Here is a 15,241-nt window from a genome sequence, read left to right on the forward strand (position 1 = left end):
GTCTGCCTGGGTCGGGGCGTGCCCGCGCCATCAGCCCCTTGTCCGGAACGGACGTCTTTGGCTGACGGTTCTTGGCGCCCTTCGCTATTCACTGGCCGTGCGCGCACGGCCGCGCGTCGTCTGGGTGCGTCTGGGTCCGCGGCCTCCCTTGGGCGGCGGAACGGCTCCTAGCACGTATGACTTGACCAGGTGATTCCAGCTGCAGGTGCGGCATACCTCCACCACGTGAACGGAGAACTCGTCGTATCGGGACGCCAGCATCACCAACTCCTCGGCAGAGCGCGCCGATCCGGATACGGCGCCCAAGTGGTCACCGAATACCCACGAAACCAAGGTGAGCTGTTCCTTGCGGCATATCGGGCACATCACCGAGCTGGGCTTCCCGTGGAACTTGGCGGCGCGCAGCAGGTAGGGGTTGGCATCGCAGACCTCCGAGACGCCGGTGCGCCCCGAATAGACCTCTGCCAGCAGGGACCGCCGCCGAAGCGCGTAGTCCACCACCTGTCGCTGCAATCGCACGAAGACCAGAGTACGTCGGCCGCGGGACCGCCGAGGCGCGACGGCACCGCACGTCGTCCCGGCGGGTCCGGCCCTGACGGTTGACCTGGCGGCTGACCTGCGCGGCTGGCCGCCCAACTTTTACGATCTTCGTCGTGGCAGCGACACGACCGGCGCGGCAGTCAGCAGGGACGCGGGCGCGGGACAGCGATCGCGACGACACCTGCCGGATCCTCGACAGTGCGCTGGCCGACGGACAGCTGTCGATGGAGGAGCACCGCACGCGGGTCGCCGCGGCCACCCGCGCCGCGACGCTGGGTGATCTGCAGGCGCTGGTCTCGGACCTGCAGACCGCCGATTCGCCGGTGCAATTGCCCGATCTGCGAGAGGACCGCAAACGCAGGCTGCCCGCGGTGCCCGTCGGCTGGGGACTGAAGTTGGCGACCGCGGCGGTGCTGGTGGTGCTCGGCATCGCGATCGGCTGGGGACTGTACGGCAACACGACCTCGCCGCTGAACTTCACCACGGATCCCGGGGCCAAGGCCGACGGCATCCCGGCCCGGGTGCTGACCGCGCCCCAACAGCTGCTGTCCCTCGGCGGCTTCAACGGGCTCTTCGAGCAGATGCGCAAGAAGTTCGGCGACACCGTCGGCTACGAACTGGAGATCCGCGAGGACTGGGCCACGCTGTACCGGGCCGATCCGCACGACAACCGCCGCAAGATCGAATACGACTACCGCGGCGGGTGGGGCGATCCGGACTCCTCGCCCGACACGCTGAGTTCCGGTGACCGCCTCCTCGACCTCGCGGTATTCGATTTCGACGCCGTCATCGGCGTGCTGCGCGGCGCCCCCGAGACGCTGAACGTGCCCCGAGAGGACGTCACGAACACCTGGCTGGAGATCACCCCGTCGGGAGATCCGGCGACGCCGTCCGCCGTCAACATCACCATCCGCGTGAGCAGCGATTTCGGCAGCGGTTACCTGGTGCTGGCCCCGGACGGCACCCCCAAAGAGGTCTACGCGAACACCCGCTGACCGACCGCGGGAGGGCCTGGAATGGTTACCCGATGTTGGCCGCGAATATATCGGCGCGATACTATTGCGCGAGGTGTCGGATCGCCGTAGCGACGAACAGGGATTTTGGAGGAGGTGCCCACGATGCTGGAACTGGCCATCCTGGGACTTCTGCATGAATCCCCGATGCACGGCTACGAACTGCGCAAACGCTTGACCGGATTGCTGGGCGCCTTCCGGGCGTTCTCGTACGGCTCGCTGTACCCCGCGCTGCGGCGGATGCAGGCAGACGGGCTCATCGCCGAGGACCCCGCCCCGGACGGCACCCCCAAGATGCGTCGCGCGCGGCGCGTGTACCGGCTCACCGATGCCGGTAAGCACCGGTTCACCGAGTTGGTCGCCGATACCGGCCCCCAGAACTACTCCGACGACGGCTTCGGAGTTCATCTCGCCTTCTTCAACCGCACCCCGGCCGAGGCTCGGATGCGGATCTTGGAGGGGCGCCGTCGTCAAGTAGAGGAACGCCGCGAAGGCCTGCGTGAAGCAGTGGCGCGGGCGAGCAACTCCATCGACCGGTACACCCGGCAGCTGCATCAACTCGGGCTGGAGTCCAGCGAGCGCGAGGTCAAGTGGCTCAACGAGTTGATTGCGGCAGAACGCATGGCACAGGGCCATGCCGAGCAGCAGTAGATCTGACTGATTAGCAGGGAGAGGAAGAAGTCGTCTCATGACTGAGCACATCGGAGCCGGCGCGCCGGCGACAACGAACTCGGAGGTGCGGGTCGCGATCGTCGGCGTGGGCAACTGCGCGTCTTCGCTTGTCCAGGGCGTGCAGTATTACCGCGACGCCGATGAGCGGGCGACCGTACCCGGCCTGATGCATGTGCGCCTCGGCCCGTACCACGTGCGCGACGTCAAGTTCGTCGCCGCGTTCGACGTCGACGCCAAGAAGGTCGGCTTCGACCTGTCGGAGGCGATCTTCGCGTCGGAGAACAACACCATCAAGATCGCCGACGTGCCGCCGACCGACGTGGTGGTGCAGCGCGGCCCGACCCTGGACGGCATCGGCAAGTACTACGCCGACACCATCGAGGTGTCCGACGTCGACGCGGTCGACGTGGTCAAGGTACTGCGCGAGAACAAGGTCGACGTGCTGGTGTCCTACCTGCCGGTCGGCTCCGACGAGGCCGACAAGTTCTACGCCCAGTGCGCGATCGACGCCGGCGTGGCGTTCGTCAACGCGCTGCCGGTGTTCATCGCCAGCGACCCGGTGTGGGCCAAGAAGTTCGAGGACGCCGGTGTGCCGATCGTCGGCGACGACATCAAGAGCCAGATCGGTGCGACGATCACCCACCGCGTGATGGCCAAGCTCTTCGAGGACCGCGGCGTGCAGCTCGACCGCACCATGCAGCTCAACGTGGGCGGCAACATGGACTTCCTCAACATGCTGGAGCGCTCGCGGCTGGAGTCCAAGAAGATCTCCAAGACCCAGGCCGTCACCAGCAACCTGCAGCGCGAGTTCAACACCAAGGATGTGCACATCGGCCCGTCCGACCACGTCGGCTGGCTCGACGACCGCAAGTGGGCCTACGTGCGGCTGGAAGGCCGCGCCTTCGGCGACGCGCCGCTGAACCTGGAGTACAAGCTCGAGGTGTGGGACTCGCCGAACTCGGCGGGCGTGATCATCGACGCGGTGCGTGCGGCCAAGATCGCCAAGGACCGCGGTATCGGCGGGCCGGTCGAGGCCGCGTCGGCGTATCTGATGAAGAGCCCGCCCAAGCAGTTGCCCGACGACGTCGCGCGCGCGCAACTGGAAAGCTTCATCGAGGGCTGACCCGCTTTCGCCGTTTTCCGCCCAGACGGACGTTTGGGCGGATTCGTGCGAGTGCGGACCACCATTACGTCGAATTCGGCGACGCGGTTAGATGAATTCGTGACCGAGATATCCCTCGACGACGAACTGGCCGCACTGGACGAATTCACGTTCCTCAAGGAGAACGCCAAACAAGCCGGGGTGACCGGAGCGCTGCCGCCCGTCGAACGCATCGACTCGGGACCGATCAGCGCGCTGAGGTTCGGCGACGCCCCACCGCGGGTGGTGTTCCTCCACGGGGGCGGACAAAACGCGCACACCTGGGACACCGTCGTGCTCGGCCTCGGCGAACCGGCGCTGGCCGTCGACCTGCCGGGGCACGGCCGGTCGGCGTGGCGCGAGGACGGCGACTACGGGCCGAAGCTCAACGCCTCCCTCGTCGAACCCGTGCTGCGGTCCCTGGCGCCCGACGCCGACCTGGTCGTCGGGATGTCCCTGGGCGGGCTGACGGCGCTGCGACTTGCGGTGGCCGCCCCCGATCTGGTGCGCAGGCTGGTGATGGTCGACGTCACCCCGTCGGCCCCCGAACGGCACACCGAGATGACCGACGACCAGAAGGGCACCGTCGCCCTCGTCCAGGGCGACCGGATTTTCCCCAGCTTTTCGGCGATGCTCGAGGTGACCGTCGCGGCCGCACCCCACCGCGACCGGGAGTCGTTGCGGCGCGGTGTATTCCACAACGCCAAGCGGCTCGATGACGGCACCTGGACGTGGCGCTACGACACGATGCGCAAGGGTGAGGGCTTCGACAACCTCTGGGACGACGTGCCCAAGCTGACCACGCCGACGACGCTGATCCGCGGCGCCAACTCGTTTTTCGTCAACGACGACGACGCCGCCGAGTTCGCCCGCCGCGCCCCCGGCTTCCAGCGGGTGCACATGGTCGAGAACGCCGGCCATTCGGTGCAAAGCGATCAACCGCTGGAACTGGTGAAGCTGCTGCGCGGCGTGCTCGGGTAGCTGCGCCTGCCCGCGACCGACCGCGTTTGCACGCAAATCGGCGGGTTTTTCCGTACATTCGCGGTCGCAGGCCGCCGAATATTGACGGCCGTGAGACACTGGCGCCGCCATGCCGAAAAAGTATGGGGTGAAGGAAAAAGACCTCGTGGTGTCCCACGTCGTCAGTTTGGTGTTGACCGGCAAACTGCGCTCCGGTGATCGGATCGACCGCAACGAGATCGCGCACCAACTCGGGGTCAGCCGGGTGCCGATCCAAGAGGCCGTGGTGCAACTCGAACACGACGGCTTCCTGTCCACCCAGTACCACCGCGGCGCCTACGTCGAACGCTACGACGAGTCCGTCGTGCGCGAGCACCACGAAATCTACGGTGTGCTCAACGGTATCGCGTCCGCGCGCGCGGCCGCCGATCCCGACGCCAAGATCCTCCACCAACTCGACGGGCACATCGATTCGATGCGCACCAATCGCGAATCGCGCGGTTTCCACGATGCGGCGTGGCGCCTGCGCTGTGCCGTCAACGAGCAGTACGCCGGGCCGCGGCTACTGGCGCTGCTGCAGGCCTCGCAAACCTTCATCCCCCGCTCGTTCTGGGCGTCCTATCTCGACAACCACGACGAACTGCTGCCGCTCTACGAAGCCGAGGTCGAAGCGATCCGGCATGCAGACCCCGACGGCGCGCGCACCGCGTGCATGGCCCAGTCGCAGGTGATGGCCGGGGTGATGCTGACGGAACTGGTGCGGCGCGGGGTGTTCCAGCCGTCGCCGGTTGCGTTCGAAGTGCGCTGAAGTCGATTCGGTCGACCTCGCGGCGGCTACTTTGCAGAGATGACCGCCGTGAAGACCCTCGTCGTCGGGCTGGTCGCGATGCTGGGCTGCAGTCTGGGCCTGGCCGCGCCGGCGCGCGCCAACGTCGACCAGTGCGCACCGCCGGGCATCGAGGGTGCCAGCGCGCTGCCCACCAACCTGGCCGCCGCCGCCAAGGGGCCCGAGGAGGACCGCTACACCACTGCGACCGTCAAACCCCTGGACAGCATCGACGTCGACGCGCTGGGCCTGGGGGTGCCCGGCACCTTGACCGTCGGCACGCTGTCCGACGCCCCGCCGAGCATCTGCATCAACTCCGAGGGTCAGTTCACCGGCTTCGACAACGAACTGCTGCGCGCGATCGCCGACCGCCTCGGTCTGCAGATCAACTTCGTCGGCACCGAGTTCTCCGGCCTGCTGGCCCAGGTGGCCTCGCGGCGCTTCGACGTCGGCTCGTCGTCGATCACCACCACCGAGGCCCGGCGGCGCACCGTCGGTTTCACCAACGGCTACGACTTCGGCTACTTCTCGCTGGTGGTGCCGTCCGGATCGCCGATCCGCGGCTTCGCCCAACTCGGCCAGGGGCAGCGCATCGGCGTCGTGCAGGGCACCGTGCAGGAAGCCTACGTCGTCGACACGCTGCGGCTGCAGCCCGTCATCTATCCCGACTACAACACCGTCTACGCCAGCCTCAAGACCAGGCAGATCGATGCATGGGTGGCCCCCTCGCAGCAGGCCGAGGGCACCGTGCGGCCCGGCGATCCCGCCGAGATCATCGAAAACACCTTCAGCTTGGACAATTTCGTCGCCTGGGCGGTCGCCAGGGAGAACCAGCCGCTGATCGATGCGCTGAACTCCGGGCTCGACGCGATCATCGCCGACGGCACCTGGTCGCGGCTGTACACCGACTGGGTGCCGCGCGCGTTGCCGCCCGGCTGGAAACCCGGATCCAAGTCCGCGCCGATGCCCGAGCTGCCCGACTTCGACGCGGTCGCGGCGGCCAACCAGGAGCAGGCGGGCGAACCCGGTGTGGTGGCGCAGAAGTCGACGCTGAGCCAGCTCAAGGAGTCGTTCCTGAACTGGGACTTGTACCGACAGGCGGTGCCCGACCTGTTCAAGACCGGTCTGCCCAACACGTTGATCCTGACCGTGTGCGCCGCGATCATCGGGTTGGCGCTGGGCATGGTGCTGGCGGTCGCCGGGATCTCGCGGTCCCGGCTGTTGCGCTGGCCGGCACGGGTCTACACCGACATCCTGCGGGGCTTGCCGGAAGTGGTGATCATCCTTCTCATCGGACTGGGTCTGGGACCGCTGGTGGGCGGACTGACCGGAAACAACCCGTTTCCGCTCGGGATCGCCGCGCTGGGGCTGATGGCCGCGGCCTACGTCGGCGAGATCTTCCGGTCCGGTATTCAAAGTGTGGACCCCGGGCAGCTGGAAGCATCACGGGCGCTGGGCTTCTCGTACCCCACCTCGATGCGGCTGGTGGTGGTGCCCCAAGGCATCCGGCGGGTGTTGCCCGCGTTGATGAATCAGTTCATCTCGCTGCTCAAGGCGTCGTCGCTGGTGTACTTCCTGGGGCTGGTGGCCAACCAGCGGGAGTTGTTCCAGGTCGGCCGCGACCTCAATGCGCAGACCGGCAGCCTGTCGCCGCTGGTGGCCGCGGGGTTGTTCTATCTGGCGTTGACCGTGCCGCTGACCCATCTGGTGAACTACATCGACAACCGGTTGCGGCGTGGCCGGCCGCCTGCCGAAGAGGACCCGCTCGAGCTGTCCCAGGAGATGATCTGATGGGCACACAGGGTCCCGGTTTCGAGCCGGTGTCGTTGGCCGCCAACGATATTCACTTGTCGTTCGGACCGAATCCGGTGCTGCGCGGCGTACACATCGACGTGCCCGCGGGCACCACCGCTGCAGTGATCGGGCCGTCGGGATCGGGAAAATCGACGCTGCTGCGGACGTTGAACCGGCTCTACGAGCCCGACCGCGGCGACATTCTGCTCGACGGTCGTTCGGTGCTGGCCGATGACCCCAACCAGTTGCGTCAGCGCATCGGGATGGTCTTCCAGCACTTCAACCTGTTCCCGCACCGCACCGCGCTGGACAACGTGACGATGGCCCCGCGCAAGCTCAAGCGCCTCAGCGCCGAGGAGGCGCGCGAACTCGGTTTGGCGCAGTTGGAGCGGGTGGGCCTGCGTCACAAGGCCGATGCGCGGCCCGCGACGCTGTCCGGCGGCCAGCAGCAGCGGGTGGCGATCGCGCGGGCGCTGGCGATGGCGCCGCAGGTGATGTTCTTCGACGAGGCCACCTCGGCGCTGGATCCCGAACTGGTGAAGGGCATCCTGGCGTTGATCGCCGAACTCGGCGACGACGGGATGACGATGGTGGTGGTGACGCACGAAATGGGGTTCGCCCGGTCGACGTCGGACGCAGTGGTGTTCATGGACCACGGTCAGGTGGTCGAGTCCGGCCCGCCCGACCGGGTCTTCGAAGGCGCCGAGACCGACCGCCTGCGGCGCTTCCTTTCGCAAGTACTTTGAGATTTACGCCGCCGTCACGGCAACGTGGCAGAGGGCGACAGGTTAGACTGGCTGAATTATGGTCGAGGCCGAACCGCAGGTCACAGAGCTGGCCGGCGAACTGCAGCGGGTGCTGTCCCGGCTGTTCTCGGTGCTTCGCCGCAGCGACATCCCGCGCGAGTCCACCGCCGGCGACCTGACTTTGGCCCAACTGTCGATCCTGCTGACGCTGCTCGAGCAGGGCCCGATGCGGATGACCGAACTGGCGGCCCACGAGCGGGTGCGCACCCCGACCACCACCGTGGCGATCCGCCGGTTGGAGAAGCTCGGCCTGGTCAAGCGCTCGCGCGACCCGTCGGACCTGCGGGCGGTGCTCGTCGAGATCACCCCGGAAGGCCTCTCCCAGCATCAGGAGGCGCTGGCCACCCGCCGCGCACATTTGGCGGCGCTGCTGAGCAAGCTCGGTCCGCAGGACCTCGAGATGCTGACCAAGGCGCTGGGGCCGCTCGAGCGGCTCGCGGAATAGCCCGAGAAGCTATCCCAGCCAGTCCAATACCGCCGCGGCGGTCCACGACTGCTGCATGCTGCCGAGCGGTTCGCCGGTGAACGGTTCGTAGTACTCGGCAAACGTGCCGTCGCTGGCCTGCCGCAGACCCTCCTGGCGCAGGAGCCGCGCCCGCTCCGCCCACCCGCGCCGCGCGAAACACCAGGAGAACAGCCACGTCAACACCGGCCACACCGGGCCGCGCCAGTACTCCCGCGGTCGGAAGTCCCGCGAGACCGGCGACGTCGACGGGATCAGCCCGTACTTGAGGTCAGGATGCCCGCAGAACCGCGGACCCTCCAACAGCTTCACCAGCGCCCGCTCCCGGTCGTGCGGCAGCCCCCCGCACAGCAGCGGCGCAAACTGGGCGGCGGTCTCAGTGGCCACCCACCGCTGCGCACGCACGTCGTAATCCCTTGCCGCGCCGCTCCTTTCGTCAGCGGTGTCGACGACACCGGCGCGGAAACGCTCGGCCCAGATGTAGAGGTCCTTGACGTCGGCGTTCGGCCGCTTGTAATCCTCGCCGATCTCGGCGAGCACCTGGCAGGCCACCGAGAAGATCGCCGAGACGAACACGTCCTCGACGGCGAAGCTCATCACCTCGGGCAGGCGGTCGTCGTCGTAGCGGGCGGCCTTCATCTCCTCCAGCAGCCACAGATACCTGTCGTACTCGCCGTCGGTGGGCCGCTGGCTGGAGTCGGTGATGATGACGTTGTCCTCGCGTCGGTACTCCGGCACGTTGCCGGGCACCACGTTGGCGTAGGCGCTGTCCCACCGCGGCGAGTTGTCCATCCCGGACTCCCAGCCGTGATAGAGCGTGACCCGGCCGCGGCCGTGCTGATCGCGCGCCTCGGCCAGCCAGCGGTGCCAGCGCACCAGGTCATCCCAACGGCGGTCCAAAAACGCCTCGGCCACCGCACGGGTGGTCCGGCCGCGGGTGCGGGCATGGTCGAGGATGCGCTGGACCGCGATCGCGTGCACCGGCGGCTGGGTGATCCCCGAGGTGAGCCGCAGCCGCGGCGCGTTGGCCGCCAGCGTCGAGGTCGCCCAGCGCGCCGGGCCCGGGAAGTAGCCGTCCACGCCGTTGGCGAACACGATGTGCGGGATCATCCCGTTGGTCCACTGCGCCGACAGCAGCGTGTCGAGTTCGACGACCGCGCGCTCCACGCTCAGCGGCGCCAGCCCGATCGCCACGAATGCGGCGTCCCAGCTCCACATGTGCGGGTACAGCAGCGGCGCCGCCGTCGTCATCACCCCCAGGTCATTGCCGCGCAGGAGGTAGGCGGCGCGCGCCGCGAGCTGGGTCGGAGCAAAGCTGTGGTCGGGTGGCATCCCGTCCATGATGCGCCGGGTCGCCGTTGCGCGCAGGTCGTTAAGGTGGCCCAATGGCCGAAGTCGCGATGATCACCGGCGCGGCCGGCGGGCTGGGTTCGGCCATCGCCGCTGCGCTGGCGCCCACCCACACACTGTTTCTCGCCGGTCGGCCGTCGTCGCGGCTCGACGCCGTGGCCTCCTCGTTCGGGGCGACCACGTGGCCGATCGACCTGACCGACACCGCGGCGATCCCGGCGGTCGTGGAGCCGATCGCCGAGTTGGACGTGCTGATCCACAACGCGGGCGTGGCCTACCCGGGCCGGGTCGCGGAGTCGACCGTCGACGAATGGCGCGAGACCATGGAGGTCAACGTCATCGGCGCGGCGGCGCTGACGCTGGCGCTGCTGCCCGCGTTGCGGGCCGCGCGAGGGCATGTGGTGTTCGTCAACTCCGGTTCGGGCATCAACGCCTCGCCCGGGTTGGCGTCCTACACCGCCAGCAAGTTCGCGCTGCGCGGGTTCGCCGACTCGTTGCGCAACGACGAGCCGTCGCTGCGGGTGACGTCGGTGCATCCCGGCCGGATCGCGACCGCCATGCAGCAGGGCCTGGTCGCCTACGAGGGCGGCCAGTACGACCCGTCACGGTTCTTGAGCCCGCAGACCGTCGCGCAGGTGATCGCCGACGCCGTCCACGCCCCGCCCGACGCCCACGTGCACGAGGTCATCGTCCGCCCCCGCTAAGTGGTGATTTCGGCGTGCACAGTCGCGCCAGGCGCAACCCGTCACGCCGAAATCGCATGGCGGATAACGGCGATCACCCGCTGCGGGTACTCGACGAGATCCAGCCAGGTGAACCGCAGCACCTGCCAGCCGCGCAGAACGATCTCGTTCTGCCGCTTGCGATCGCCCTGAAAGTCCTCCTGGCTGCTGTGAAACGCCCACCCGTCGGTTTCGACGGCGACCTTGGGCCCGGGAAATCCGACGTCGACCTTGTACCCGCCCACCGGGTAGTTGGTCTTCCACCCGGTGATGCCGGCTTCTCTCAACAGCTTGACGAGAAGCCGTTCCGCGGCCGAGCGGGCGCCGTCGGAGGCGGCCTGCAAGTGCATTCGCGCGGCCGGCGACCCGTATCGCCCCTTGTTACGCAGGTGCGCGCGCCACAGTTCGCGCAGTTCGGCGTCGCGCTGAAGCGCTCGGTCCATGATCTTCGGGCCACCCCCTCGCCGCACAGCCGCTTCGATGACCGTCAGCGCAGGCGCGGTCATTCGCAGCCCCTCGCACACCGCGATGTCCTCCGCCGCCAGGTCCCGCCGACGCACTCTGGTGCCGGGATGGGTTCGGCCATTGCTGTTGCGCGGGACGGTGACCTCCACGACCTTCGGCGCGAACTGAGTGAGCCCCTGCCACCAGGCCGCCGCCAGTCCACTCCCCGCAGCAAGGTCACCATGGCCCCAGACGGCCGCTCGGACCCGGGCGCGGTCGGTAAAGATTCGGTCGTTGACGAAATAGACGCCACGAGCGCACCGCCGCCAATGGCCCGCGCTCACCCGTCGGTTGACGGCATGCTTGCTCAGGCCGCATAGGCGTGCCTGTTCGAGGGCGAGCACGCCGTCATTTCTGCACAGATAATCGGCCAGCATGTAGATGAGACGGCGGCACCGCTCTCCGCGGTTCCCCAGTGTGGGGTTTCGGCGTGCACAGTCGCGCCAGGCGCGACCCGCCACGCCGAAATCGCTACACGACCAGGTTCACCAGGCGGCCGGGGACGACGATGACCTTCTTCGGCGTGGCCCCGTCGAGAAAGGCCTGCACCTTGTCGTCAGCCAAGGCCGCGGCCTCCAGCGCTTCGCGGTCGGCGTCGGGAGCGACGGTGATGTGGCCGCGCACCCTGCCGTTGACCTGGACCGGCAACTCGACGGTGTCCTCGACCAGGTACTGCGGGTCGGCCACCGGGAACGGCCCGTGCGCCAGAGAGGTGTCGTGGCCCAACCGCTTCCACAACTCCTCGGCCAGATGCGGCGCCAGCGGTGCAACCATCAACACCACCGGTTCCAGCGCCGCCCGCGCGGTCACCCCCTGCTTGGTCAGGTGGTTGGTGTACTCGATGAGCTTGGCCGCCGCGGTGTTGTTGCGCAGGCTGGTGTAATCGTCGGTGACCCCGGCGATCGTGCGATGCAGCAACCGCAGCGTCTCGGTGTCGAGGTCCCCGCCCTCGGTGACCCGCCCGGCGCCGGTCTGCTCGTCGACGACCAGCCGCCACAGTCGCTGCAGAAACCGGTGTGCGCCAACAACATCCTTCGTCGACCATGGCCGTGACGCCTCCAGCGGGCCCATCGACATCTCGTAGACCCGCAGCGTGTCGGCGCCGTAGTCGTCGCAGATCTCGTCGGGCGACACCGAGTTCTTCAGGCTCTTGCCGATCTTGCCGAACTCCTGGAACACCTCGATTTCGCCGTCGGGCCCGGTCCAGTAGAACGTGCCGTCCCGTTCGACGACCTCGGCCGCGGGCACATAGGCGCCGCGTGAGTCGGTGTAGGCATACGCCTGGATGTACCCCTGGTTCACCAATCGGCGGTAGGGCTCGCGCGAACTGACGTGCCCGAGGTCGTAGAGCACCTTGTGCCAGAAGCGCGCATAGAGCAGATGCAGCACCGCATGTTCCACGCCGCCGACGTACAGGTCGACGCCACCGGGGTCGTCGGGCCCATGCTCGGCCGGCCGCGGACCCATCCAGTAGGCTTCGTTTTCCTTGGCGCACAGTTGCTCTGCGTTGTACGGGTCGGTGTAGCGAAGCTCGTACCAGGAGCTGCCCGCCCACTGCGGCATCACGTTGGTGTCGCGGGTGTAGGCCTTGAGCCCATCACCCAGATCCAGCTCGACGTTCACCCAGTCGGTGGCCTTGCCCAGCGGCGGCGACGGTTCGCTGTCGGCGTCGTCGGGGTCGAAGGTCACCGGCGAGTAGTCCGGCACGTCGGGCAGTTCGACGGGCAGCTCCGACTCCGGCAGCGGATGGGCGCGACCGTCGGCGTCGTAGACGATCGGGAACGGCTCACCCCAGTACCGCTGCCGGGCGAACAGCCAGTCGCGCAGCTTGTACTCGACGCGGGCCTGCCCGCGGCCATCCCGCTCCAGCCGCTCGGTGATGGCCTCCTTGGCCTCGGCCACGCTCAGTCCGTCGAGGTAGTCGGAGTTCACCAGCGTGCCGTCACCGACGTACGCCTCCTGCGAAACATCGCCGCCGGCAATCACTTCCACGATCGGCAGGCCGAACTCGGTGGCGAACTCCCAGTCTCGGAGATCGTGCCCGGGCACCGCCATGATCGCGCCGGTGCCGTAGCCCAGCAGGACGTAGTCGGCGATGAACACCGGGATCTGTTGGCCGTTGGCCGGGTTGGTCGCATAGGCGCCGAGGAACACGCCGGTCTTGGACTTGTTCTCCTGACGTTCCAGATCCGACTTGGCCGCGATCGACGCGCGGTAGGACGCCACCGCCTCGGCGGGCGTGGCCGCACCGAACGTCCAGCGGGCGTCGACGTCGGCGGGCCACTGGTCGGCGACCAGCTTGTCGACCAATTCGTGTTCGGGCGCCAGCACCATGTAGGTCGCGCCGAACAGCGTGTCGGGCCGGGTGGTGAACACCTCGATGTCGGCCGCGTGCGTGCCGAACAGCACCGCCGCCCCGGTGGACCGGCCGATCCAGTTGCGCTGCATGGACTTGACCTTTTCCGGCCAGTCCAGCACCTCCAGGTCCTCGAGCAGCCGCTCGGAGTAGGCGGTGATGCGCATCATCCACTGCCGCAACCGTTTCCGAAACACCGGGAAGTTGCCGCGTTCGCTGCGGCCCTCGGCGGTGACCTCCTCGTTGGCCAGCACCGTGCCCAGCCCCGGACACCAGTTGACCAGCGAGTCGGCCCGGTAGACCAGCCGGTGACCGTCGATGACGTCGGCGCGTTCACCCGCCGTCAGCTGCGCCCAGTCCCGACCGTCGTCGAGAGTTCTTGCACCGGAATCGAATTCGGCGGTCAGCTCCGCGATGGGCCTGGCCTTGTTGGCATCGGGATCGAACCATGCGTTGTAGATCTGCAGGAAGATCCACTGCGTCCACTTGTAGTAGTCCACGTCGGTGGTGGAGAAGCTGCGCCGCGCGTCGTGGCCGAAGCCCAACCGGCCCAGCTGCCTGCGGAAGTTGACGATGTTGGCCTCGGTGCGGATGCGGGGGTGCGTTCCGGTCTGGATCGCGTACTGCTCGGCGGGCAGACCGAACGCGTCGAAGCCCAACGCGTGCAGCACATTGCGGCCCTGCATCCGGTAGTAGCGCGCGTAGACGTCGGTGGCGATGTAGCCGAGCGGATGCCCGACGTGCAGACCCTCACCCGACGGGTACGGAAACATGTCCTGGACGAACATCTTGTCCTCGGGCACCGGCGATCCGTCCTGCGGCGCCAACGAGCCCACCGGGTTCGGCACGTGGAACGTCCCGGTGTCCGCCCACACCTTCTGCCAGGCACGCTCGATGTGCCCGGCCAGCTCCGCGGTGTAGCGGTGCGTGGGGGCTTCGTCGGCGCTGGGCGCGGCGGTCGGCGAATCTGTCACGTCAACAGGGTATAAGCACGGCGGTGCGGGTCCTTCGCGAGCGGGTGCGCACCATCGTCGGCCACGGGTTGGTATCGGTTGCGTCGCGGGGAAGTCATCTCTTGATTCCAGGTCGATTCCGGCCCTGGTGATCGCGGTCGCCGGGTCGATACAGTCGGCGCCTACCCAAGCCGTCATCGCGGGCATACCGAGCCCGTACCGCTGGAAAAGGAAGCCCGTTCATGACCGAGATCACCCGCCGCTGGCGGGTTCTGGCAGGAGGAGTGGCCGCCGGCGTGGCCGGTGTCCTCGGATTCGCGGGTGCCACCGCCTCCGCCGAGCCCGTGTACCCGCAACCGCCCCAGCCCGCGCCCGTCACGGTCGCCAGCCAGCCACTGGGTCAGCAGACGAGCCCTGCCAGCTCGGCGTCACCGGGCTTGCTCACCGCGCCGTCGGTGCCCGTACAACCGGTCGCGCCGATCACCCCGGCCTCGTCGGGCACGCTGACCGACTTCTTCAACGAGCATGGAGTGACGCTCGAACCGCAGGTCAGCCGCGATTTCACAGCGCTCAACATCGTGCTGCCGATGCCGCGAGGCTGGGAGCAGGTGCCCGACCCCAACGTCACCGACGCGTTCGCGGTGATCGCCGACCGCGTCGGCGGCAACGGCCTGTACTCGTCGAACGCGCAGGTGGTGGTCTACAAGCTGGTCGGCGAGTTCGACCCGAAGGAAGCCATCAGCCACGGTTTCGTCGACAGCCTGCAGCTTCCGGCCTGGCGCACCACCGATGCGTCGATGGCCGAGTTCGGCGGCATGCCCTCGGCGCTGATCGAAGGCACCTACCGGGAGAACGCGATGACGCTGAACACCTCGCGCCGCCACGTCATCGCCACCGCGGGCCCCGACAAATACCTGGTGTCACTCGCCGTGACCACCACCGTCGACCAGGTGGTGCCCGCCGCGGAGGCCACCGACGCGATCGTGCAGGGCTTCCGGGTGAGCGTCCCGGCCCCACAGGCCGCCACCGCGGCCCCGGCCGCGGCTCCCGCGCCGGCCGCAGCTGTGCCACCCGCACCTGCGCTGACCGCGCTGCCGTCGGCGGTGGGGCTGGCCGGATAAGGCTCGTCCCCCGGGCGAAG

The 15,241-nt window shown here is 68.1% G+C and carries 14 protein-coding genes; 10 read left to right on the forward strand and 4 right to left on the reverse strand.

Annotation, left to right across the window (positions count from 1 at the left end):
- Positions 1–84: 84 nt before the first annotated feature.
- The gene (locus tag ABQE89_RS05685) at positions 85–519 is read right to left on the reverse strand and encodes a DUF5318 domain-containing protein (RefSeq protein ID WP_448414995.1); all 435 of its coding nucleotides are present in this window, start codon (positions 517–519) and stop codon (positions 85–87) included.
- A gap of 134 nt (positions 520–653) precedes the next feature.
- On the opposite strand from ABQE89_RS05685, the gene ABQE89_RS05690 reads away from it, so the two are divergent.
- The 8 genes from ABQE89_RS05690 to ABQE89_RS05725 all read left to right on the forward strand — a co-directional run bounded on the left by ABQE89_RS05690 (position 654) and on the right by ABQE89_RS05725 (position 8,197).
- A complete protein-coding gene (locus tag ABQE89_RS05690; RefSeq protein ID WP_448414997.1) occupies positions 654–1,535 on the forward strand; it encodes a DUF1707 SHOCT-like domain-containing protein in 882 nt (293 codons plus the stop codon).
- A gap of 123 nt (positions 1,536–1,658) precedes the next feature.
- Positions 1,659–2,204 (forward strand): PadR family transcriptional regulator, encoded by a 546-nt coding sequence (locus ABQE89_RS05695; protein WP_448414999.1) that lies wholly within the window; start codon positions 1,659–1,661, stop codon positions 2,202–2,204.
- A gap of 37 nt (positions 2,205–2,241) precedes the next feature.
- Complete coding sequence (locus ABQE89_RS05700) at positions 2,242–3,348, forward strand: inositol-3-phosphate synthase (RefSeq protein WP_448415001.1); 1,107 nt, start codon at positions 2,242–2,244, stop codon at positions 3,346–3,348.
- A 99-nt stretch (positions 3,349–3,447) separates the two neighbouring features.
- Complete coding sequence (locus tag ABQE89_RS05705) at positions 3,448–4,347, forward strand: Rv0045c family esterase (protein WP_448415003.1); 900 nt, start codon at positions 3,448–3,450, stop codon at positions 4,345–4,347.
- A gap of 109 nt (positions 4,348–4,456) precedes the next feature.
- Entirely contained in the window at positions 4,457–5,134 is a 678-nt protein-coding gene (locus ABQE89_RS05710) for a GntR family transcriptional regulator (RefSeq protein WP_448415005.1), read from the forward strand.
- A gap of 39 nt (positions 5,135–5,173) precedes the next feature.
- On the forward strand, positions 5,174–6,943 hold the full coding sequence (locus ABQE89_RS05715; protein WP_448415007.1) for an ABC transporter substrate-binding protein/permease: 1,770 nt from the start codon (positions 5,174–5,176) through the stop codon (positions 6,941–6,943).
- Positions 6,943–7,692 carry an amino acid ABC transporter ATP-binding protein gene (locus tag ABQE89_RS05720; RefSeq protein ID WP_448415009.1) on the forward strand — a complete coding sequence of 250 codons (750 nt, stop codon included), beginning with the start codon at positions 6,943–6,945 and terminating at the stop codon, positions 7,690–7,692. Before ABQE89_RS05715 ends, ABQE89_RS05720 begins: the two co-directional genes overlap by 1 nt.
- Before the next feature lie 58 nt (positions 7,693–7,750).
- On the forward strand, positions 7,751–8,197 hold the full coding sequence (locus tag ABQE89_RS05725) for a MarR family winged helix-turn-helix transcriptional regulator (RefSeq protein WP_448415011.1): 447 nt from the start codon (positions 7,751–7,753) through the stop codon (positions 8,195–8,197).
- Positions 8,198–8,206: 9 nt separating this feature from the next.
- Here ABQE89_RS05725 and ggh read toward each other — a convergent pair whose 3' ends face one another.
- On the reverse strand, positions 8,207–9,547 hold the full coding sequence (ggh, locus tag ABQE89_RS05730; RefSeq protein WP_448415013.1) for a glucosylglycerate hydrolase: 1,341 nt from the start codon (positions 9,545–9,547) through the stop codon (positions 8,207–8,209).
- A 68-nt stretch (positions 9,548–9,615) separates the two neighbouring features.
- On the opposite strand from ggh, the gene ABQE89_RS05735 reads away from it, so the two are divergent.
- Positions 9,616–10,269, forward strand: a complete 654-nt coding sequence (locus ABQE89_RS05735) for an SDR family oxidoreductase (RefSeq protein ID WP_448415274.1) — start codon at positions 9,616–9,618, stop codon at positions 10,267–10,269.
- A 41-nt stretch (positions 10,270–10,310) separates the two neighbouring features.
- On the opposite strand, the gene ABQE89_RS05740 is transcribed toward ABQE89_RS05735, so the two are convergent.
- Positions 10,311–11,168 (reverse strand): PDDEXK-like endonuclease domain-containing protein, encoded by an 858-nt coding sequence (locus ABQE89_RS05740; RefSeq protein ID WP_448415015.1) that lies wholly within the window; start codon positions 11,166–11,168, stop codon positions 10,311–10,313.
- Between the two features lie 94 nt (positions 11,169–11,262).
- The gene (leuS, locus tag ABQE89_RS05745; RefSeq protein ID WP_448415017.1) at positions 11,263–14,121 is read right to left on the reverse strand and encodes a leucine--tRNA ligase; all 2,859 of its coding nucleotides are present in this window, start codon (positions 14,119–14,121) and stop codon (positions 11,263–11,265) included.
- A gap of 221 nt (positions 14,122–14,342) precedes the next feature.
- Here leuS and ABQE89_RS05750 point away from each other — a divergent pair, with 221 nt between their 5' ends.
- Entirely contained in the window at positions 14,343–15,221 is an 879-nt protein-coding gene (locus ABQE89_RS05750) for an LpqN/LpqT family lipoprotein (protein ID WP_448415019.1), read from the forward strand.
- Positions 15,222–15,241 lie beyond the last annotated feature (20 nt).

It is taken from the genome of Mycolicibacterium sp. XJ1819 (assembly GCF_053483675.1).